Raw genomic sequence first — 23,256 nt, 5'->3', positions numbered from 1 at the left:
TGTGTTAATGGTATGCGTGTAAATCATCATATTTTAAAACCCGTTTGAGTACATCAAACGGGTTTTTTTATACCACTTCTTTGTACTCAGACTATTTAATTCTAAAAAACTAAAAAAATGAGTACATTAAAAATTGCAATTCAAAAATCAGGTCGATTAAACGAAGACAGCATTCAAATTCTTAAAGATTGCGGTATTTCAATCAACAACGGAAACGATCAGCTTAAAGCCGAAGCTTCCAACTTTCCCTTAGAAGTTTTATACCTTCGAAACTCAGACATTCCGCAGTATTTAATTGATGGAGTCGTAGATCTTGCTATCGTTGGCGATAATTTACTTGTGGAGAAAGGCCGACAAATTGAAGTAATTCAAAAACTGGGTTTTTCTAAGTGTAAAGTTTCTGTTGCAGTTCCTAAGACCTTTGAATACAATTCGATACAGGATTTATCAGGTTTGCGTGTTGCAACATCATATCCTAATACCGTTAATGAGTATTTTAATTCTTTCGGACTGACAGTTGATATTCACCAAATTTCAGGTTCTGTAGAAATTGCCCCTAATATCGGGCTTGCAGATGCCATTGTAGATATTGTTTCCAGCGGAAGCACCCTATTCAAAAACAATTTAAAAGAGGTGGAAGTAATTCTTAAAAGTGAAGCTGTTCTGGCAGTTTCACCAAAAGTATCTCCCGAAATTCAAAAACACATTGATACTTTAAAATTTAGAATTCAGTCTGTTTTAAGAGCACGAAACTCCAAATATATCCTAATGAACGTACCCAACGATAAAATCGAAGCAATTGGAAAAATTCTGCCGGTGCTTCGAAGCCTTACCGTTTTGCCACTTGCACAGGAAGGATGGAGCAGCGTTCACTCGGTAATTGACAAGGACACCTTTTGGGATGTAATTGACCAATTAAAAGAGGAAGGAGCAGAAGGAATCTTAGTGTGTCCAATTGAAAAAATGGTTCTGTAGTGTGCTTCGCATGTTTTAGGCTTTAAGCAGTACGCTATAAGCCTAAAAAATTAAAAAATATTCCATAGTTAAACCGCATACAGCCTAAGGCTTAGCGCTTAAAGCTTATAACATAAAGCATAAAAAAATGAATAAAATAAACAATCCGAAACCAGATACCTGGTCAGAAATACTAAAACGACCAACTAAAACAATCGATGATATCGAAGTTACAGTAAAGGAAATTTTTAAAGAAGTACAGAAAAAAGGGGATGAAGCTGTTGCTAAATACACTTCAATTTTTGACGGAATTGCTCTGGAAAACTATGAAGTTTCATCTGAGGAGATTCAGGAAGCCAATAGTAGCATTTCAGAGGAACTAAAAGCGGCTATTCAGTTAGCAAAAGAAAACATATATAAATTTCACAGTGCTCAAAAAACAGATAAGATCTCAATTGAAACGACTGAGGGAGTCAACTGCTGGCAGGAAAAGAGACCTATTCAAAAAATTGGCCTATACATTCCCGGAGGAACAGCACCTTTGTTTTCAACCGTTCTAATGTTGGCTGTCCCTGCCGGAATTGCTGGCTGTAAAGAAATAGTACTGTGTTCTCCCCCTGATAAATCTGGAAAAATAAACCCTGCAATTCTATATGCGGCTACTTTATGCGGTGTAACCAAAATCTTAAAAGTGGGAGGAATTCAGGCCATTGCCGGAATGACATTTGGAACAAACTCAATCCCTAAAGTATATAAAATTTTCGGACCAGGAAATCAATTTGTAACTGTGGCAAAACAATTAGCAACTCAATTTGGAGTAGCCATCGATATGCCTGCCGGCCCTTCAGAATTATTGGTCGTTGCGGATGACACTGCTATACCAGCGTTTGTTGCCTCCGATTTACTGTCTCAGGCAGAACACGGAACAGACAGCCAGGTGATTCTGGTTTCGACCTCTAAAAGATTAATTGAAGCCGTTGAAAAGGAGATCCAGATTCAAATTGAAGAACTTCCCCGAAAAGCAATTGCTAAAAAAGCCATTGAAAATTCAAAGCTAATTTATGTAGAAAACGATCAGATCGCTTTAGATCTAATTAATGAGTATGGACCGGAACATTTTATAATTTGCTCTCAATACGATGATTTCTACTGTAACGGAATTATCAACGCAGGTTCTGTGTTTATAGGCAATTACACCCCTGAAAGTGCGGGAGACTATGCGTCAGGAACCAATCATACTTTACCAACAAACGGCTATGCTAAAAATTACAGTGGCGTAAATCTGGACAGTTTTGTAAAATCAATGACCTTTCAGAAAATATCTAAAGAAGGAATTCAGAAAATTGGCGCCGCCATTGAAATTATGGCTGAAGCTGAAGGATTGCAAGCTCACAAGAATGCAGTTACATTGCGATTAAAGAGTTTGAAGGAAAGAGTATAGAACCAAGAGGCAAGAATATAGAGGCAAGAATATAGAGGCAAGAATATAGAGCAAAGAACAAAGAACAAAGAACAAAGAGCAAAGACTATAGAACATAGAAGTAAAGGATACGGTAGCTACTGACCAGACAAAAAGTCTACTATCTTGACTCTTGGCTCTATACTCTATTCTCTAAAGAAAAAAAACAAAAAAAATGAAATTCGATATAAACACGATAACAAGAGAGAATGTAAAATCTTTGAAGCCTTATTCATCAGCTCGTGACGAGTTTGAAGACTTTGATACTGCTGCCGAAATGATTTTTCTGGATGCGAATGAAAATCCGTTTCAAACTGGAGTAAATCGCTATCCTGATCCGCAACAACTTTCGGTTAAAGCCATTTTAGCAAAGAATAATAAGGTAAAAACAAGCCAGATTTTATTAGGAAACGGAAGTGATGAAGTTCTCGATTTGCTTTTCAGAGCTTTCTGTGAACCTAAAACAGATAATATTATTTCGCTTCCGCCAACATATGGAATGTACAGCGTTCTGGCAGATATTAATGCTATCGAAAACAGAGAAGTTCTACTTTCAACTGATTTTCAGCCACAAGTAGATCAGATCTTAGATGCTGTTGACGATTCTACGAAAATTATCTTTTTATGCTCTCCAAACAATCCCACGGGAAATTCATTTTCAGACGAGAGCGTTGTGAAGCTACTTCAAAACTTTAAGGGTTTAGTTGTAATTGACGAGGCTTATATAGACTTTTCAAAAAAGGAAAGCTGGCTGACGGAGATAGACGAATATCCAAACTTGATCATCACGCAAACCCTTTCAAAAGCCTACGGACTAGCAGGAATCCGATTAGGAATCTGCTATGCTTCCGAAGCTGTGATTTCGGTTCTCAACAAAATAAAACCTCCCTATAATGTAAACGAATTAACCCAGCAGAGAGCTATAAATCGTTTGAATGATCCTGAAAAAATACAGAATGAAATAGCTTCAATTATCGAACAAAGAGAAGAGTTAATTAAAGTTTTACTTGAGGTTGATTTTGTAGAAAAAGTATATCCAACAGAAGCTAATTTTGTTTTGGTAAAAGTAGATGATGCCAATAAAAGATACGATCAGTTAATTGAAAAAGGAATCGTAATCCGAAACAGAACCAGTCAGCCTTTATGTGAAAACTGCCTTCGTTTGACGATTGGCATTCCGGAAGAAAATGCTGTTTTGATAAAGGAAATAAATTCGTTAAAATAGATTCTTACACACAGATTGATTCTCAATCTTGTCATTTCGACGAAGGATAAATCTTCGCAAGAAACTCCACAAAGCTTGCGCATTAAAACAGAGATCTTTCCTTTGTCGAAATAACAAACTCGAGAGATTAGGAAATATAAACGTGCCAACAGAGGTCACAAAAAATAAACTATGAAAAAAGTACTTTTTATCGATCGTGACGGAACGATTGTTTTAGAACCAGAAAATTACCAATTAGATGCTTTGGAGAAAGTAGAATTTTATCCAAAAGCTTTTCAATACTTAGCTAAAATTGCCAACGAACTAGATTACGAATTGGTAATGGTTACCAATCAGGACGGTCTGGGAACGGATAGTTTTCCGGAAGAAACGTTTTGGCCAACACAAAATTTCATTTTAAAAGCATTTGAGAATGAAGGAATTAAATTTGACGCCATTTTCATCGACAGATCTTTTCCTGAAGATAATGCCCCAACAAGAAAGCCTAGAACGGGAATGCTTACACAATACATCAATAACCCGGAGTATGATTTAGAAAATTCCTTTGTTTTAGGAGATCGTTTGACGGATGTGGAACTAGCTAAAAATCTGGGAGCGAAGGCTATTTTTATCAATGATAATGACGGAATCGGGAGCAATGAAATTTCATCTAAACGCGAAGAATTAGACCAAACTATAGTTCTTCAGACAATGAGTTGGAAAACGATCTATGAGTTTTTAAAGCTAGAAGCGCGTTCAGCCTCGATTACACGTAAAACAAATGAAACAGACATTTTTATTAATTTGAATCTGGATGGAACGGGAAAAAGTAAAATTGAAACCGGAATTGCATTTTTTGACCACATGTTAGATCAAATTTCCCGCCACGGACAAATGGATTTAGAAATATTGGTAAAGGGTGATTTGGAAGTAGATGAACATCACACCATTGAAGACACCGCAATTGCTTTGGGAGAAGTTTTCGCCAAAGCACTAGGAAATAAACTGGGAATCGAACGTTATGGCTTTTGTTTGCCTATGGACGATTGTCTGGCGCAGGTCGCAATCGACTTTGGCGGAAGAAACTGGTTGGTTTGGGAAACCGAATTCAAGCGCGAAATGGTTGGTAAAATGCCAACGGAAATGTTTTTCCACTTCTTTAAATCATTCTCAGATGGTGCAAAAGCAAACATCAACATCAAAGCGGAAGGAGCCAATGAGCACCACAAAATCGAGGCTATCTTTAAAGCTTTCGCAAAAGCGATAAAAGTGGCAGTGAAAAGAGATACGGAAAAAATGATTTTACCTTCAACAAAGGGAATGTTGTAAAACGCTATAAACTATAAGCAATAGGCAATAAGCCTAAAGCTTAAAGCTTAAAGCATAAAGCTTTTATTAATGAAAATAGTAATCATAAACTACGGCGCAGGAAATATTCAAAGCATCATGTTTGCTGTGGAAAGACTCGGTTTTAAAGCCGTTTTGAGCAACGATCCCGATGAAATTCAAAAGGCCGACAAAATAATTTTTCCTGGAGTAGGAGAGGCAAGTTCGGCAATGACTAAACTGAAAGAAAGCGGTTTGGATCATTTGATTCCGAACTTAAAGCAGCCTGTTTTAGGAATCTGCCTCGGAATGCAATTAATGTGTAATGCAACGGAAGAAGGAAATACTCAAGGTTTAGGAATTTTTGACGTAGATGTTATCAAATTTACGTCTAATGTAAAAGTGCCACAAATGGGGTGGAATCAGATTTATGATCTAAAATCTGATCTGTTTACAAACATTGCCGAAAATGAATTTATGTACCTGGTACACAGTTTCTACGCACCAAATTGCAAATACATGATCGCAACAACAAACTATGGTGTAGAGTACGCATCGGCATTACAAAAAGATAATTTTTATGGAACGCAATTTCACCCTGAAAAGAGTGGTGATGTTGGAGAGAAAATTCTTTGGAATTTCTTAAAAATGTAAATATTTCAATATCAATCAAATATCAATAATCAATTTCAATTTTTAAAGGCTCTAAAATTCCGACTTTAAGACTTTAGACTTTCAAACTTCAAAACCAATAAAAAATGAGAATAATACCCGCCATAGATATTATCGACGGAAAATGTGTTCGCTTATCGAAAGGCGATTATGACACTAAAATAATTTACAATGAAAATCCTATCGAAGTTGCCAAATCATTTGAAGCTCATGGAATAGAATACCTGCATTTAGTAGATTTAGACGGTGCCAAGTCAAGCAAAATTGTCAATTACAAAATCTTAGAACAAATTGCGACACATACCAGTTTACAAATTGATTTTGGAGGTGGTTTAAAATCAGATGAGGATTTAAGAATCGCTTTTGAAAGTGGGGCAAACCAAATTACCGGCGGAAGTATTGCTGTAAAAAATAAAGAAATATTCCAAAAATGGATCACTCAATATGGTTCCGCGAAAATTATATTAGGCGCTGACGCCAAGGACGAAAAAATTGCCGTTTCGGGCTGGTTAGAAAATTCAGACGAAGATTTAATTCCGTTCATTCAGGAGTATCAAAACAAAGGAATTCAATACGTTATTTGTACAGATATTGCAAAAGATGGAATGTTAGGAGGCCCAAGCTTTGATTTGTACAGCAAAATTTTAAAAAACTGTAATGTCAAATCGAGCGAAGTAGAGATTAAGCTCATCGCATCAGGCGGAATTTCAACATTCGATGAATTACCTAAATTAGCCGAGCTTGGCTGTGAAGGAACAATTATTGGAAAAGCAATCTACGAAGGACGCATTAGCTTAAAACAATTAGAGAATTTTATAATTAGAAAATGAGAAAATTTTATAATTAGATAATTTATTACGTGACATAGAATAACTATCTAATTAACTAATTTTCTAATCAACACATTAAAGAAATGTTAGCAAAAAGAATCATACCCTGTTTGGATATAAAAAATGGGAGAACCGTAAAAGGGGTTAATTTCGTTGATCTTCGCGATGCAGGGGATCCGGTTGAGTTGGCAGAACTGTATTCAGCAGAAGGCGCCGATGAACTGGTTTTTCTGGATATTTCAGCCACTGAAGAACGCCGTAAAACGCTTGTTAATATGGTTCGAAATGTCGCAGAGAAGATCAATATTCCATTTACTGTCGGAGGAGGAATTTCGAGCGTTGAAGACGTTGAAATTTTACTGAACAATGGCGCAGATAAAGTTTCGATCAATTCCTCGGCAGTCAAGAATCCACAGTTAATTAATGAACTGGCTCAGAAATTTGGAAGTCAGTGCGTTGTTGTCGCTATCGATGCCAAACAAATTAACGGACAATGGATTGTACATTTGGTAGGAGGAAAAGTACCAACCGAACTCAACTTATTCGATTGGTCAGTTGAAGTGGCAGCACGTGGAGCAGGAGAGATATTGTTTACTTCGATGGACAATGACGGCACTAAAAACGGATTTGCGAATGAGGCACTCGCTAAACTTTCAGCACTCGTTAATATTCCGATAATTGCTTCGGGTGGTGCAGGAAATATTCAGCATTTTGTAGATTCATTTAAGGAAGGTAAAGCCGATGCCGCCTTAGCCGCAAGTGTTTTTCACTTTAAAGAGATTGAAATAAAGGCATTGAAAGAAGAACTTAGAAATAATGGGATTGAAGTAAGGGTTTAGAGTAAAGAGAATAGACTAAAGAAAAAAAAGATTCTGGTAATCTACAATCTGAACTCTAAAGTTTAGAATAAAAAGAGTACGATATAATTAAAAAACAAAAAGAATTCAGCAATCTAAAATCTGAACTCAAAAATCTAAAATAACTATGAACGTAGATATTAAAAGTGCACACGGATTAATTCCGGCAATCATTCAGGATGCAGAAACCAAGAATGTACTGATGCTGGGATATATGAACGAAGAATCACTTCAAAAAACAATAGAAACTCAAAAAGTAACCTTTTTCAGCCGATCCAAACAAAGACTTTGGACAAAAGGTGAGGAGAGCGGTAACTTTTTAAATCTGGTAAGCATCAAAAATGACTGTGATGGAGATACACTTTTAATCCAGGCAAACCCTGTAGGACCAATCTGTCACACAGGAGCAGATACCTGCTGGCAGGAAGAAAACAAAGAAAACTACGGTTTTATTTCTACCTTAGAAAGTACTATCAAGACCCGTAGAGAAAATGCCGATTCGGAAAAAAGTTATGTGGCTTCACTATTCGAAAAAGGAATTAACAAAATTGCTCAAAAGGTGGGTGAAGAGGCCGTAGAAGTAGTTATTGAAGCTAAAGACAATAACGACGATTTATTCTTAAGCGAAAGTGCTGATTTGCTTTTTCATTACCTTATCTTATTGCAAGCCAAAGGCTATCAGCTTAATGATGTTGTTGATGTTCTGAAAAAGCGTCAGAAATAAAAAGTTTAGTTTCAGGTTTCAGGTTTCAAGTTATGTGAAGTAACCTGAAACTTGAAACCTGAAACAAATTAGCCGACAGTTACTCTACAAACTCAAAAACGGCAAACTCCTGTGGTTGATGAAAACCAAATCTAGAACTTTTATAAGCTTGTAAAGCAAGATATTCAGTGGTATTACCATAATCAATTCTAAAAGCATTTCCTCGCCACTTAGTTCCCGCTTTTGGTGTTGAAAAATTACCATTTTTAATCGTATTCAAGCTCGAGAAGGGAATTTTAATTTCGGCATTGAATCCTTCGTTCGTTATTTTGCTTTGGGTTTCCAATCCCAAAACATCAAATGCGATACTCATATCCCATCCGCCACAAGCTGGTGAGATACATTTTAGAAGTAAATCATAATAAGAAGAGTAGGCATTGACCCCAATTTCGAGATAATTTTCCCCATTACCGTCCGGATCTATAAAAATTTCAACTAAATCATCAGTGTTAAAAATTTCAGTGTCTTTTTGCTGTGCCTTACCTATAATTTTAGAATCAATCGAACGATAGGCGATATATAGGTTATCAGTATCCCATGCAAAAGAAACATACGTATCCTGAGTCGCCTTTTTTCCGGAATCATGAACCACAAACGGCCCGAGAAAAAGAGTTTTCCAATCTGATAAATTGCCATCAATAGTTATTTTTTGAGTGATTCTTGGAATAAGAATATTTTGCGAATAAGTTGTGATCGAGCACATCAGACAAAGCAGGATAGTAATTTTAAGAATTCTCATAAATAACGCATAGGAATTTGATTTGCTAAAATACAGAAGAATAAACGAATTTTAACATTAATTTTTAGAATCCTCCTTATTAAATCGGTCAAAACTTGATTCGAATGTTTACATTTGTTGAAGTGTAAACGGCTCAAAAAGCCTTCTTAATTTCGATTAAAAGAAAATATCTGTTTCATATGAAAAAATACTTCAGTGGCGTTTGTATCGCCTTTCTATTTGGTTTTACAGCCAATGCACAAGGACTTTTGAATAAGTCTGAAACTATTTTTACACATCAGGACACTTTACGCGGAAGCATCACAAAAGAAAGAGCCTGGTGGGACTTAAAATACTATCATCTTGATGTAAAAGTGAGTCCAAAAGAGAGAACAATTTCAGGTTCAAATACAATCCGTTATACTGTTTTAACTCCGTACGATAAGATGCAGATTGATTTACAGGAACCTATGCAGATCACGAAAGTAACACAGGATGGGAAAGAATTACAGTTTAAGAGAGATGGAAATGCCTTTTTTATTACGCTGACTGAAAAACAAAAGACAGGTGATACCAAAGAAGTGGTAGTGAGTTTTACCGGAAAACCGAGAGAAGCCGTTAAGGCGCCTTGGGATGGAGGAATTAGCTGGAAAAAGGACAAAAATGGTAAAGATTTTATAGCTTCATCCTGTCAGGGATTGGGAGCAAGTGTATGGTGGCCGAATAAAGATCATATGTATGATGAAGTCGAAAACATGTTGATCAGCGTAAACGTTCCCGGTGACCTTACTGAGGTTTCAAACGGGAGATTAAAAAGCGTTAAAAAGGAAAAGGATGGAACAAAAACCTTCAACTGGTATGTTTCAAATCCCATCAACAACTATGGTGTAAACATCAATATTGGGGATTATGTTAATTTCTCAGAAGTATACAAAGGTGAAAAAGGAGATCTAGATTGTAACTATTATGTTTTAAGAGACAATCTAGCTTTGGCAAAAGAACAGTTTAAAGATGTACCAAAAATGCTAAAAGCTTTTGAAAACTGGTTCGGACCTTACCCATTTTACGAAGACAGCTACAAACTGGTCGAAGTACCTTATTTAGGAATGGAACATCAAAGCAGCGTAACTTACGGAAATGGTTATAAAAATGGATACTTGGGACGTGATTTAAGCGGAACAGGCTGGGGATTAAAATTTGACTTTATTATCATTCACGAATCAGGACACGAATGGTTTGCCAACAATATTACGTACAAGGATATTGCGGATATGTGGGTCCATGAGAGTTTTACTAATTACTCTGAAAGCCTTTTCCTGGAGTACTACTACGGAAAAGATGCTGCTGCAGAGTACGTAATTGGATGCCGTAAAGGGATCCAGAACGACAAACCTATCATTGGTAATTATGACGTAAACAACGAGGGGTCAGGTGATATGTATCCAAAAGGAGCCAACATGCTGCACATGATGCGTCAGATTATAAATGATGATGCCAAATGGAAATCGATTTTAAGAGGCTTAAATAAAACTTTTTATCACCAAACTGTGACAAGCAAGCAAATCGAGGATTACATCAACACACAATCCGGAATTAACTTTAATAGAGTATTTGCTCAATATTTGACCACAACAAAAATCCCGGTTTTTGAGTATATGTTTAAAAACGGAACCTTTGGTTACCACTGGACCAATTGCGTTTCTAAATTTGATATGCCCGTAAGAGTAAAATTAAACGGAGTGGAAACATGGTTAAAACCAACAACCGAATGGCAGTCTGAAAAAACTACTAATGAAGACAGAAAGGTCGAAGTAGATAAAGATTTCTATGTAACAACTTCGAACATAGTCGAATAAAACATTGATAAATTTCAATAAAAAATCCCAAATTCCAACCTAAAGGAATTTGGGATTTTTTGTATCTAATTTATAAAAGTAAACCGGACACGTTTTAAGAACCTATCCGGTTTATTAGTTTAAAATGATTATGAAACAATTATCTAATTATCAAATTGACTAATTATCTAATTTATTATCGACTGTTCAGCTTCGCCTTCTCTCTAATAATATCAGCGATCTTCCTGTTGTCAATTTTACTTTCCAGCCATGAAATAATATCAAGGTATAAAAAGGCTCTCTTCTCATAAGTATTCTTCTCCAGTTCGATAAAACGAGCCCTCATCTTGATAAACTCCTTTTTAATATCGGCAGGGTAGAAGTTATTCAGGTTTTTCATGAACTTGATAATCTCTTTCTGAACCTCATGTAAATCATTCATCTTTAAGAGGAATTTATACGTGTTCTTCAAATGATTTTCCAGATAATAATCCTTACCTAATTCGTAATGTGCAATCAACGATAAAAGTCTTGCAAAGCACATTAAATCTTCACGCATCGACAGATTTTTATTGTTGATGATCTTATCCAAATAATTAATCGATTCATTGTACTTTTCAGTACCAAAATAAATAGAGGCAATTTTATAGTAAAACAACATCTCGTGATGCTCATCAAGATGTTCGCTGTGAAGCTTTATTTTCTGAAGAATCTCCGGAATAAGATATTCGCTTTCAGCAAAAGTTCCTTCCAGTATGTGAAGATTCAACTTATTATTATAAACGTACAGAAAAGAAAGCGATGCAATGTTATCATTCACCGGAAACCTTGGATCGGCAATGGTTTCTTCTAAAAGCGTCAGATACTTTTTGAAATTCGACTTGTATTTCAACATATACAACGACTCCAGAAAATAATGATTCCCCTTTAAGAAAAAGACTGGGTTCAGGTAAATCATATTAGGATTATCATAAAACAATCTCACCCATTTGTAGGCATATTTATAACTCGCTAAGAAATCCTGGACCAGAAAACTACGCCAAAGATTAGCATTATAGAACCAGTATTTCTCCCGAAAACCAAACTTACTTTCATCCAGTTTTGAAATATGCTTATTGAAGTAATCGTCAATGTATTTATACTCTTCATCGCTTTTTACATAGCCGGTTTTTAACATGATTCCGTACAGCTGCAGCGATAAATTGGATAATTTACTTGAAATGGTGTTGCGATAATTCAGTTCTTTGGCCTGAATCACTAATTCGTCGGCACGTCCCTGAATACTTCGGGTAATGTATTGTGATTCGATTAGTTTTTCGAATTCTACAATTTCATACGCCATATATTTCTCATCATTCTCAAGCGCCAGTTGTTTTGTTTTGTCCAGAATCTTCAAACTCTGTTTGTACAAACCTTTATTGTATAAAATAACAGCAAAATCGATTTGTTCCCGCAACTGATAACGAATATTCTGACTCGGAATATTCAAGCGTATACTTACTAAAATCTGTTTGTATAAGTATGATTTTAAATTAGATAGCTGGACCTTTTTAATAATACCACTCTTAAGAATCAGCTTTTCATCATACGTTTCAGACTTATCCAGAATGTTAAATAATTCGATGAATTTGGTATTCGAACTCGTCTCTAAACGGCTTGCAAAAATCTTAAACTGCCTTTTTTCGGATTTAGAAAGTGATTTTATTAATACAAATAAGAAATCTTTTTGATGGTTAGCCATTGTAAAATATAATAATATAACTTATTGATTTTTAATTAATTAACCCGCTTTAAAATGTTTTATGAACAGTATAATTTCATTAAAATGAATTTCGTGCCGGCAAAGTACAATATATATTTGTTATCAAGATGTGAAATTACATTAAATAAATGAATATGAATAGAGAGAAAGTTCAAATTTTTGACACCACTTTGCGCGATGGAGAGCAGGTCCCGGGATGTAAGTTAGATACGAAACAAAAACTAGTTATCGCAGAACGACTTGATAAAATGGGAGTTGACATTATCGAAGCAGGTTTTCCAGTGTCAAGTCCAGGCGATTTTTTATCGGTTTCTGAGATTTGTAAAATTGTAGAAAATGCAACTGTCTGCGGTCTGACAAGAGCCGTAAAAAACGACATTGATGTTGCTGCAGCTGCCTTAAAGCACGCTAAGAAACCTAGAATCCATACCGGAATCGGAACCTCTCAATCTCACATACTCCATAAATTAAACACAACTCCGGAAGATATCATTGCAAGAGCAAAATTTGCTGTAGCACATGCCAAATCCTACGTGGAAGATGTAGAATTCTATGCCGAAGATGCCGGAAGAACCGATAATGCCTTCCTTGCGAAAGTTTGTGAAGAAGTAATAAAATCAGGAGCAACAGTATTGAATATTCCGGATACAACAGGCTATTGTTTGCCTGAAGAATATGGAGCAAAAATTAAATACCTAAAAGAAAATGTAAAAGGTATTGAAAACGTAACCCTTTCCTGTCACTGTCACAACGATTTAGGAATGGCTACAGCAAACTCCATTGCAGGAGCTATCAACGGAGCAAGACAAATTGAATGTACTATAAATGGCATAGGAGAGAGAGCCGGAAATACAGCTTTAGAAGAAGTTGTAATGATCTTCAAACAACATCCTTACTTAAATCTGGACACCAATATCAATACAAGAGAATTAAACGAAATGAGCCGTTTAGTTTCTGAAAGTATGGGAATGATTGTACAGCCAAACAAAGCCATCGTAGGAGCTAATGCTTTTGCTCACAGCTCAGGAATTCATCAGGATGGAGTGATTAAAAACAGAGCCACTTATGAAATCATGGATCCGCTGGATGTAGGTGTAAATGAGTCCTCTATTATATTAACAGCAAGAAGCGGACGAGCTGCATTGGCTTACCGCGCTAAAAAAGTAGGTTACGAGCTTACTAAAGTGCAACTGGATATCGTGTACGTTGAATTTTTGAAATTCGCCGATATTAAAAAAGAAGTAATTGATGCTGATATTCATCAAATCATCGAAGCTGCAAAAATTCAGGGAGAATTAATCAGAAACTAGTTCAATAGAACAAAGATCTAAGAGAATAGAACAAAGATAATAGAACAAAGAGAATAGAATAAAGAAAAAAAGGGTTTAAATACATAAAGAACGAGACGTTATGAATTTGAAAATAGCAGTTTTACCGGGAGACGGGATTGGACCAGAGGTAATTTTACAAGCCAAGAAAGCTTTACATGCTATTGGTGAGGTGTACAATCATGAATTTGTTTTTGAAGAGGCGCTCATGGGAGCTATTGCCATTGATAAAACAGGAAATCCTTTGCCGGAGCAGACATTAAACCTTTGTTTAAACACAGATGCTGTATTGTTTGGAGCAATTGGAGATCCTAAATACGATAATAATCCATCAGCGAAAGTGCGTCCGGAGCAAGGATTATTGAAACTGCGTAAGGAGTTAGGATTGTTCGCTAACATTCGCCCGATAAAACCTTATAAATCACTCATTGATGCTTCTCCGTTAAAAAGAGAAATTATCGATGGTGCTGATTTTACTATTTTCAGAGAATTAACCGGAGGTGCATACTTTGGAGCTAAAACCTTAAATGAGGAAGGTACACACGCTTCAGATTTATGCGAATATTCAGAAGAAGAAATCACAAGAATTGCGCATTTGGCTTTTAAATCAGCACAAAACCGACGCAAAAAACTTACGATGGTCGACAAAGCCAACGTTCTGGAAACTTCCCGTTTATGGAGAAAAGTCGTTCAGAAAGTAGGTCAAAGTTATCCTGATGTTGCTTTAGACTTTTTGTTCGTAGATAACGCAGCCATGCAATTGATTTTAAGTCCAAAACAATTTGATGTGATTTTAACCGAAAATTTATTCGGAGATATTCTATCAGATGAAGCAAGTGTAATAACGGGATCTATTGGTTTATTAGCCTCAGCGTCTTTAGGAGAAAAGAATGCTTTGTTTGAACCAATCCACGGTTCATATCCTCAGGCGAAAGGAAAAAACATCGCCAATCCGATTGCTTCCATTTTATCAGCGGCGATGTTATTAGAACATTTTGGTCTATTCAAAGAGGCTGGCATGATCTATAAAGCAGTCGAAAAAGCAATCGAATTTAAAGTAGTAACTGTCGATTTAAAACCGGATTCAAAATTCGGCACAAACGAAGTAGGAGACTTTGTATCCAATTTTATCTTCAGTAAAGACGATTTACTCTATTTTAATAATGACAACGTTCACATTGGACAATCAACAATTGTTTAATATTTTTTGTTAAAAACTAAATAAATAACAAGAAGTATGTAAAATGTTGAGATTTTATTTTTTTAGTCCTTTAAGTTTTCATACTTTTGTCTCACTAAAAAAAAGAAAGATGCAAATCTCAATTATTATTACTATTTCTGTCATTATTGTAAATGTGATTATCACATATGCATGGGGAATGGTATAAATATAATTGAAAAACTATATTATAAACCTTCCAAATACTGGAAGGTTTTTTTTTGAACTAAAATTAAAAAAATAACACAATAATGGAATTAAATAAGTACAGCAAAACCATCACTCAAGATCAAACACAACCAGCAGCGCAAGCTATGTTGTACGGTATTGGTTTAACTGAAGAAGATTTGAAAAAAGCACAGGTAGGTATTGTGAGCATGGGGTACGATGGTAACACTTGCAACATGCACCTGAATGATTTAGCAAAAGACGTTAAAAAAGGTGTTTGGGATGCAAATCTGGTCGGACTTATTTTTAATACCATTGGTGTAAGTGACGGAATTTCAAACGGTACAGAAGGAATGCGTTATTCCTTAGTTTCCAGAGATGTCATTGCCGATTCTATTGAAACAGTTGCGGGGGCGCAGTGGTACGACAGCATCATTGCAATTCCGGGTTGCGATAAAAACATGCCTGGTGCCCTGATCGCCATGGGACGTTTGAACCGTCCGTCTTTGATGGTGTACGGAGGATCTATCCATTCCGGAAAGTGGAAAGGAGAAACATTGAATATTGTTTCAGCTTTTGAAGCCTTAGGAAAAAAAGTTAAAAATGAAATTACTCCGGATGATTTTAAAGGAGTTATTCAAAATGCTTGTCCCGGAGCAGGTGCTTGTGGCGGAATGTATACCGCAAATACTATGTCTTCGGCAATTGAAGCATTGGGAATGAGTTTACCATACAGTTCTTCAAATCCTGCTTTAAGTCAGGAAAAAAGAGACGAATGTCTTGCTGCTGGTAAAGCCATTAGAACATTATTGGAAAAAGATATTAAGCCTAGAGACATTATGACTCGTAAGGCTTTTGAAAATGCCATTACAATTGTAGCCGTTTTAGGAGGTTCAACCAATGCCGTAATGCATCTGATCGCTATGGCACATTCTGTTGATATTGAAATTACACTTGATGATTTTCAAGCGATTAACGACAGAACTCCTGTACTTGCAGATATGAAACCAAGTGGTAAATACATGATGGAAGACATTCATGAAGCAGGAGGTATTCCGTCAGTAATGAAATACTTATTGAAAGTAGGACTAATTCATGGAGATTGTTTAACTGTAACCGGAAAAACAGTGGCCGAAAACTTAGCTTCAACTCCGGATTTACAAGACGGACAACAAGTAATTCATGAAATACAAAAAGCTTTAAAACCAACCGGAAACATTCAGGTTTTATATGGAAATCTTGCTTCTGAAGGAGCTGTTGCCAAAATCAGCGGAAAAGAAGGAGAGTATTTTGAAGGTCCTGCGGTTGTTTTTGAAGGTGAGTTTGAAGTGATTCCAGGCCTTGAAGCCGGAAAAATTAAACCCGGTAATGTAGTCGTCATCAGGTATTGTGGACCAAAAGGTGGTCCGGGAATGCCTGAAATGCTAAAACCTACATCAGCCATTATTGGAGCAGGATTAGGAAGCAGCTGTGCTCTTATTACAGACGGCAGGTTTTCCGGAGGTTCACATGGCTTTGTGGTAGGACACATTACACCAGAGGCTTATGATGGTGGTGGTATTGCACTGGTAAAAGATGGTGATTTAATCGCTATTGATGCTGTTAAAAATACAATCAACCTGAAAATATCTGACGAAGAATTCGCCGCTCGTAAAGAGAGTTGGATTCAGCCTCCTCTAAAAGTAAACAAAGGAGTTTTACTGAAATACGCCAGATCAGTCTCAAGCGCTTCAACAGGTTGCGTTACCGATAAATAATTTTACAATAACAATTTCAAAAAACAATGACAACATCAATAAAATAACAAAGTTCAATTGCAATAAAAAGTAGAAGTATAAAGAATCAGTTTGAAATTGATTTTAACATTGCCATTGAATTTTGAAATTGATTTTTGACATTGAAAAAACAATATACTATGAAAATATCAGGGGCAGAAGCCGTTATAAGATGTTTGTTAGCAGAAGGAGTAGACTTACTTTATGGTTATCCGGGAGGAGCAATCATGCCGGTTTACGATGAATTATATAAATTTCAGGATCAGTTACATCACGTGTTGGTACGTCACGAGCAAGGCGCTACACATGCCGCACAGGGATATGCCCGCGCTACAGGAAAAGTAGGGGTAGCCATTGCAACTTCAGGACCTGGAGCAACCAATTTAATTACCGGAATTGCAGATGCTCAAATCGATTCAACCCCAATGGTTTGTATCACAGGTCAGGTAGGGAAGCACTTGTTAGGATCTGATGCTTTTCAGGAAACGGATATCATCGGAATTTCGACTCCGGTAACCAAATGGAATTATCAGGTAACCGAAGCTTCGGAAATCCCTGAAATTATCGCAAAAGCATTTTACATCGCACGTTCCGGACGTCCGGGGCCTGTATTGATTGACATTACAAAAAATGCTCAGTTTGACAAATTGGATTTTAGTTATGAAAAATGTACCGGAATCAGAAGTTATACTCCGGTTCCGAAACTAAAATTAGAAAAAGTGGCCGAAGCTGCTGCTTTAATCAATAGCGCTAAAAAGCCTTTTATTGTTTTTGGACAGGGCATTATTCTGGGAAAAGCGGAAGCCGAATTTAAAGCTTTACTCGAAAAGTCAGGAATTCCTGCTGCCTGGACTATTTTAGGACTTTCAGCCTTGCCAACAGACCATCCCTTAAACGTGGGAATGTTGGGAATGCACGGAAACTATGGCCCAAATTTGCTAACCAACGAATGTGATGTTTTAATTGCTTTCGGAATGCGTTTTGACGACCGTGTTACCGGAAACCTAAATACTTATGCCAAACAGGCAAAAGTAATTCACTTCGAAATTGATCCTGCCGAAATCGATAAAAATGTAAAAACAGAAATAGCTGTTCTCGGAGATGTAAAAGAAGCCTTAACCGCTTTATTACCCTTAATCGAATCAAAATCACATGATTTATGGCATAACGAATTTAAAGAGCTAAAGAAAATCGAGTACGATTCTGTTATAAAAGAAGAATTAAATCCAACCAATAATAAAGGAATTTCAATGGGTGAAACCATAGAAATGATAAACAAACACTCAAAAGGTGACGCTATTATCGTCTCAGATGTTGGGCAGCATCAAATGTTTGCCTGTCGTTATGCTAAATTTAATTCTACCAAAAGTAACATTACCTCAGGTGGATTGGGAACGATGGGATTTGCTTTACCTGCAGCCATCGGAGCCAAAATGGGAAAACCGGATCGTGAAGTAGTGGCTATAATTGGAGATGGCGGTTTTCAAATGAACATACAAGAATTGGGAACTATTTTTCAGACTAAGGTGCCTGTAAAGATTGTTATCCTAAACAACGAATTTTTAGGAATGGTACGTCAGTGGCAGGAGCTGTTTTTTGATAACAGATATGCTTCTACTAAAATGATCAATCCAAATTTTGTAGCGATAGCTGAAGGATATTACATTAAATCTAAAAAAGTAACCCAAAGAGAAGACTTAGATGCAGCCGTTGCCGAAATGCTGGCTTCAAAAGACTCTTATTTCTTAGAAGTTATGGTAGAGAAAGAAAATAACGTATTCCCAATGATTCCAACGGGAGCATGTGTTTCTGAAATTAGATTAAGCTAAAATTAAAGTTTCATGTTTCAAGTTTTTTGAGTTTCAAGTTGTAAAACGTGAAACCTGAAACTTGAAACAAAACAAACTAAAAACAATGGAAAACAGAACATTTACCATATCGGTATACTCAGAAAATAATGTGGGATTGTTAAACAGGATATCTGGAATATTCTTAAAGCGTCACATTAACATATTAAGTCTAAACGTTTCTGAATCAGAAATAGAAAGTGTTTCCAGATTCATTATTGTGGTGGAAACAACAGAGAAATGGGTTCAAAATATTGTCGGACAAATCGAAAAGCAAATTGAAGTTATAAAAGCATTTTATCACACAGATGAAGAAACCATTTATCTGGAAAACGCTTTATTTAAAATTGCTTCAAGCCTGTTGTTTGATGAAAAACAAATACAGAACATCATCAAGGACAGTCAGTCTACAATTGTCACGGTTTCCCGTGATTTCTTTGTGATTTCTAAATCGGGGAGACGTTCTGAAATCGAAGATTTGTATGCTAAATTCAAACCTTATGGCATTATGCAGTTTGTTCGCTCAGGAAGGATATCTGTTTCAAAAGAAAAAATGGAAATTTCAACAATGTTAGAAGCATTCCAATAGGATTATTTCATCTATTAACCAATTATTAAATACAACATTCATTAAATATTTTTAAAAAAAATGGCAAATTATTTCAACACATTACCACTTAGATTACAATTAGAACAATTAGGCGTTTGCGAATTTATGGAGCAATCAGAATTTGCAGATGGAATTTCGGCTCTGGCAGGAAAAAAGGTTGTCATTGTAGGCTGTGGAGCACAAGGTCTGAATCAGGGTTTAAACATGAGAGATTCCGGTTTAGACATTTCATACGCATTGCGCGCAGATGCAATTGCAGAGAAAAGAGCATCGTATAAAAATGCTACTGAAAACGGATTTAAAGTAGGTACTTATGAAGAATTAATTCCAACTGCCGACTTAGTTTGTAACTTAACTCCTGATAAACAACATACTGCTGTAGTTACCGCCATAATGCCTTTAATGAAAAACGGAGCAACATTATCTTATTCTCACGGATTTAATATTGTGGAAGAAGGAATGCAAATCCGTAAAGACATCACCGTAATTATGTGCGCGCCAAAATGTCCTGGTTCTGAGGTTCGTGAAGAATACAAAAGAGGATTCGGTGTTCCGACACTTATCGCTGTGCACCCGGAGAATGATCCAAACGGTTTTGGTTTAGATCAGGCTAAAGCATATGCTGTAGCTACCGGAGGACATAAAGCAGGAGTTTTGAAATCATCATTCGTAGCCGAAGTAAAATCAGATTTAATGGGAGAACAAACCATTCTTTGCGGGTTATTACAAACCGGTTCTATTTTATGTTTCGATAAAATGGTGGAGAAAGGAATCGACAAAGCTTATGCTTCAAAATTGATTCAGTATGGATGGGAGACAATTACAGAAGCCTTAAAACATGGAGGTATCACCAATATGATGGATCGTCTTTCCAACCCTGCAAAAATTGAGGCTTACGAAATTGCTGAAGAATTAAAAGACATTATGAGGCCGTTATTCCAAAAACATCAGGATGACATTATCTCAGGAGAATTCTCCAGAACCATGATGATCGATTGGGCAAATGATGATGTAAACTTGCTAAAATGGAGAGCTGCAACAGGAGAAACTAATTTCGAGAAAACAGCTCCACAAGAAGCTCCAATTTCAGAGCAGGAATATTTTGATAACGGAGTACTGATGATTGCAATGGTAAAAGCGGGAGTAGAATTGGCTTTCGAAACCATGACAGAGGCTGGAATTATAGAAGAATCAGCTTATTACGAATCATTACATGAATTACCTTTGATCGCAAACACCATTGCAAGAAAGAAATTATTTGAAATGAACCGTGTGATCTCGGATACTGCAGAATATGGCTGCTATTTGTTCGACCATGCCTGCAAGCCGTTGTTAACAGATTTTATGAAAACAGTGGAAACAAATGTAATAGGTAAACCATTCTCTACTTCAAATGGAGTTGACAATGCTACTTTAATTGCTGTAAACAAAGAAGTTCGTCAACACCCTATTGAAGAAGTAGGAGCATGGTTGAGAGAATCAATGACAGCAATGAAAAAAATTGGATAATAAATTGGGAATTACCACACATACGTTTGTGGAATCTGCTCTGTATCTCCGTTTGATGTAATATTTTTGAATTAGTAAGCACTTATTAAGAAAAATGGATATAGATGCAAATTGCATTCACTTAACTTCTGAAAGTAAGTCTGTAAGTTAAGTGAAGCTAATCCCTAATGAAGGGGGTATATTTAGCAATAAATGTACTTGTTGAAGTTTCATTTTAATTAATAAAGCTGCTTCTATTTTCAAAAATAGTACGGAAGATTGTAATACAGAATTACAAAATTAATTGTTATTGAAATTGTTAAAATTAAAAAGGCATGGTATTCATTTATCGTGCCTTTTTTACAAATATGTCTTTTTTCATCAAAAAGCCATTTTTTATATTATACCTATTAAAAAGCAATATTTTTTTCAATATCTGTTTTTTTTTCCTGTTATTTATGAATTAAATAATTTTAAGAATAGACTGATATTTAATACATTTATAAAAAAAAATTCTAAAAACGTATGAGTTATTATAAAATTGAAAATTTAGAACAGTATTTTAAACATTACAATAAGTCAATAAGAGAGCCTAGAAAGTTTTGGGGAAAAATAGCTGAGGAAAATTTTACCTGGTACCAGCAATGGGAAAAAGTAGTTGATTTTAATATGGCTGATGCGGAAGTAAAATGGTTTACAGAAGCAAAAGTTAACATCACCAAAAATTGCATCGACAGACATTTAAGCAAAAGAGGAGAAAAAACGGCTATCATTTTTGAACCGAATGATCCTTCAGAAAGCGCTTTACATATAACGTATAACGAATTATACGAAAGAGTTTCAAAAATGGCGAATGTTTTGCGCGAGCAAGGCGTACGTAAAGGAGACCGAGTTTGTATTTATTTACCAATGATTCCTGAATTGGCAGTAGCTGTATTAGCCTGTGCCAGAATCGGAGCCATTCATTCTGTTGTTTTTGCAGGATTTTCAGCTTCTGCTGTGTCTGCCAGAATAATTGATTGCGAATGTAAAATGGTTATTACTTCTGATGGAGGATACAGAGGTAATAAAAATATTGACCTTAAAGGAATTGTTGACGAGGCATTAGAAACTTGTCCGTCTGTAACTAAAGTTTTAGTTGTAAAAAGAACCAATAACGAAGTTAAAATGAAAGACGGCCGTGACGAATGGTTACAGCCTCTATTAGATAAAGCCTTAGATAATAGTGTTGCGGAAATAATGGATGCTGAAGATCCGTTATTCATTCTGTACACCTCTGGTTCTACAGGCAAACCAAAAGGAATGGTACATACTACAGCGGGATATATGGTTTATACTGCTTATACCTTTAAGAATGTTTTCAATCACGAAGAAAATGATATTTTCTGGTGTACTGCTGATATAGGTTGGATTACAGGTCACTCTTATATTTTATACGGACCTTTATTAAATGGAGGAACAACCGTAATTTTTGAAGGAGTTCCTTCTTATCCTGACTTTAGCCGTTTTTGGGATATTATTGAAAAACATAAAATCACACAATTTTATACAGCACCAACTGCAATTCGTTCACTTGCAAAAGAAAGTTTAGATTATATTCAAAAATACCCTCTAAAATCACTGAAAGTAATTGGATCAGTTGGAGAGCCAATCAACGAAGAAGCCTGGCACTGGTTCAACGATCACGTTGGAGACAAAAGATGCCCGGTTGTAGATACCTGGTGGCAGACTGAAACCGGTGGTATTATGATTTCACCAATTGCCTTTGTAACCCCAACTAAACCAACCTACGCGACCTTGCCATTACCGGGAATTCAACCTGTTTTGATGGATGAGAAACGCAATGAAATTGAAGGAAATCAGGTTGTTGGAAGCTTATGTATTAAATTTCCATGGCCGGGAATCGCTAGAACAATCTGGGGGGACCACCAACGCTACAAAGACACTTATTTCTCTGCTTTCCCAGGAAAATATTTTACAGGAGACGGTGCCTTAAGAGACGAAGTAGGGTATTACAGAATCACCGGTAGAGTAGATGATGTTGTGATCGTATCCGGTCATAATTTAGGAACAGCTCCTATTGAAGATGCCATTAACGAACATCCTGCAGTAGCCGAATCTGCCATCGTTGGATTCCCACATGACATTAAAGGAAATGCCTTATACGGTTTTGTAATCTTAAAAGAAACTGGAGAAGTTAGAGACCGATCTAATCTTAGCCGTGAGATCAATCAATATATTTCTGATCACATCGGACCAATTGCAAAGTTGGATAAAATTCAGTTTGTTTCAGGCTTGCCTAAAACACGTTCAGGAAAAATTATGCGTAGAATTTTACGTAAAATAGCAGAAGGCGATTTTTCTAATTTTGGAGATACTTCAACTTTGCTTAACCCTGAAATTGTTGAAGAAATTACAAAAGGGAGGATCTAATATCTTCA

Annotated in this window: 18 protein-coding genes; 16 read left to right on the top strand and 2 right to left on the bottom strand. The window is 36.1% G+C overall.

Annotated elements, in window-relative coordinates; genetic code table 11:
• Positions 1 to 117: 117 nt before the first annotated feature.
• The 8 genes from hisG (at position 118) to hisIE (ending at position 8,026) form a co-directional block, all read left to right on the top strand.
• A complete protein-coding gene (hisG, locus tag OLM58_RS18630) occupies positions 118 to 975 on the top strand; it encodes an ATP phosphoribosyltransferase (RefSeq protein ID WP_070908082.1) in 858 nt (285 codons plus the stop codon).
• A 127-nt stretch (positions 976 to 1,102) separates the two neighbouring features.
• Positions 1,103 to 2,395 (top strand): histidinol dehydrogenase, encoded by a 1,293-nt coding sequence (gene hisD, locus OLM58_RS18625; RefSeq protein ID WP_264530097.1) that lies wholly within the window; start codon positions 1,103 to 1,105, stop codon positions 2,393 to 2,395.
• 193 nt (positions 2,396 to 2,588) lie between these two features.
• Complete coding sequence (gene hisC, locus OLM58_RS18620; RefSeq protein ID WP_264530096.1) at positions 2,589 to 3,638, top strand: histidinol-phosphate transaminase; 1,050 nt, start codon at positions 2,589 to 2,591, stop codon at positions 3,636 to 3,638.
• A 171-nt stretch (positions 3,639 to 3,809) separates the two neighbouring features.
• Positions 3,810 to 4,946 (top strand): bifunctional histidinol-phosphatase/imidazoleglycerol-phosphate dehydratase HisB, encoded by a 1,137-nt coding sequence (gene hisB, locus OLM58_RS18615; protein ID WP_264530095.1) that lies wholly within the window; start codon positions 3,810 to 3,812, stop codon positions 4,944 to 4,946.
• Positions 4,947 to 5,015: 69 nt separating this feature from the next.
• A complete protein-coding gene (gene hisH, locus OLM58_RS18610; protein WP_264530094.1) occupies positions 5,016 to 5,597 on the top strand; it encodes an imidazole glycerol phosphate synthase subunit HisH in 582 nt (193 codons plus the stop codon).
• 104 nt (positions 5,598 to 5,701) lie between these two features.
• Positions 5,702 to 6,445 (top strand): 1-(5-phosphoribosyl)-5-[(5-phosphoribosylamino)methylideneamino]imidazole-4-carboxamide isomerase, encoded by a 744-nt coding sequence (gene hisA, locus OLM58_RS18605; RefSeq protein ID WP_264530093.1) that lies wholly within the window; start codon positions 5,702 to 5,704, stop codon positions 6,443 to 6,445.
• A gap of 83 nt (positions 6,446 to 6,528) precedes the next feature.
• Positions 6,529 to 7,284: an imidazole glycerol phosphate synthase subunit HisF gene (gene hisF, locus OLM58_RS18600; protein WP_264530092.1), complete on the top strand. Its 756-nt coding sequence runs from the start codon at positions 6,529 to 6,531 to the stop codon at positions 7,282 to 7,284.
• A gap of 145 nt (positions 7,285 to 7,429) precedes the next feature.
• Complete coding sequence (gene hisIE, locus OLM58_RS18595; RefSeq protein ID WP_264530091.1) at positions 7,430 to 8,026, top strand: bifunctional phosphoribosyl-AMP cyclohydrolase/phosphoribosyl-ATP diphosphatase HisIE; 597 nt, start codon at positions 7,430 to 7,432, stop codon at positions 8,024 to 8,026.
• A 79-nt stretch (positions 8,027 to 8,105) separates the two neighbouring features.
• Here hisIE and OLM58_RS18590 read toward each other — a convergent pair whose 3' ends face one another.
• A complete protein-coding gene (locus OLM58_RS18590) occupies positions 8,106 to 8,804 on the bottom strand; it encodes a carbohydrate-binding family 9-like protein (protein ID WP_264530090.1) in 699 nt (232 codons plus the stop codon).
• Between the two features lie 179 nt (positions 8,805 to 8,983).
• Here OLM58_RS18590 and OLM58_RS18585 point away from each other — a divergent pair, with 179 nt between their 5' ends.
• The gene (locus tag OLM58_RS18585; RefSeq protein ID WP_264530089.1) at positions 8,984 to 10,639 is read left to right on the top strand and encodes a M1 family metallopeptidase; all 1,656 of its coding nucleotides are present in this window, start codon (positions 8,984 to 8,986) and stop codon (positions 10,637 to 10,639) included.
• Positions 10,640 to 10,814: 175 nt separating this feature from the next.
• Here the strand turns inward: OLM58_RS18585 and OLM58_RS18580 are convergent, their stop codons facing one another.
• Entirely contained in the window at positions 10,815 to 12,359 is a 1,545-nt protein-coding gene (locus OLM58_RS18580) for a hypothetical protein (RefSeq protein ID WP_264530088.1), read from the bottom strand.
• Positions 12,360 to 12,514: 155 nt separating this feature from the next.
• Here OLM58_RS18580 and OLM58_RS18575 point away from each other — a divergent pair, with 155 nt between their 5' ends.
• The 7 genes from OLM58_RS18575 to acs all read left to right on the top strand — a co-directional run bounded on the left by OLM58_RS18575 (position 12,515) and on the right by acs (position 23,248).
• Entirely contained in the window at positions 12,515 to 13,690 is a 1,176-nt protein-coding gene (locus tag OLM58_RS18575) for a 2-isopropylmalate synthase (protein WP_017497480.1), read from the top strand.
• Between the two features lie 100 nt (positions 13,691 to 13,790).
• Positions 13,791 to 14,909, top strand: a complete 1,119-nt coding sequence (gene leuB, locus OLM58_RS18570; protein ID WP_264530087.1) for a 3-isopropylmalate dehydrogenase — start codon at positions 13,791 to 13,793, stop codon at positions 14,907 to 14,909.
• A 269-nt stretch (positions 14,910 to 15,178) separates the two neighbouring features.
• Positions 15,179 to 16,852 carry a dihydroxy-acid dehydratase gene (gene ilvD / locus OLM58_RS18565; RefSeq protein ID WP_264530086.1) on the top strand — a complete coding sequence of 558 codons (1,674 nt, stop codon included), beginning with the start codon at positions 15,179 to 15,181 and terminating at the stop codon, positions 16,850 to 16,852.
• Positions 16,853 to 17,010: 158 nt separating this feature from the next.
• Complete coding sequence (gene ilvB, locus OLM58_RS18560; RefSeq protein ID WP_264530085.1) at positions 17,011 to 18,699, top strand: biosynthetic-type acetolactate synthase large subunit; 1,689 nt, start codon at positions 17,011 to 17,013, stop codon at positions 18,697 to 18,699.
• An 85-nt stretch (positions 18,700 to 18,784) separates the two neighbouring features.
• A complete protein-coding gene (gene ilvN / locus OLM58_RS18555) occupies positions 18,785 to 19,306 on the top strand; it encodes an acetolactate synthase small subunit (protein ID WP_264530084.1) in 522 nt (173 codons plus the stop codon).
• Positions 19,307 to 19,366: 60 nt separating this feature from the next.
• Entirely contained in the window at positions 19,367 to 20,836 is a 1,470-nt protein-coding gene (gene ilvC, locus OLM58_RS18550) for a ketol-acid reductoisomerase (RefSeq protein WP_264530083.1), read from the top strand.
• 504 nt (positions 20,837 to 21,340) lie between these two features.
• Positions 21,341 to 23,248 carry an acetate--CoA ligase gene (gene acs, locus OLM58_RS18545; RefSeq protein WP_264530082.1) on the top strand — a complete coding sequence of 636 codons (1,908 nt, stop codon included), beginning with the start codon at positions 21,341 to 21,343 and terminating at the stop codon, positions 23,246 to 23,248.
• Positions 23,249 to 23,256 lie beyond the last annotated feature (8 nt).

This window comes from Flavobacterium sp. N502540 (assembly GCF_025947365.1).
Classification (GTDB): Bacteria; Bacteroidota; Bacteroidia; order Flavobacteriales; family Flavobacteriaceae; genus Flavobacterium.
The sequence above is the reverse complement of the archived record's forward strand: the minus strand, read 5'-3'. Positions and strand labels throughout refer to the sequence as shown.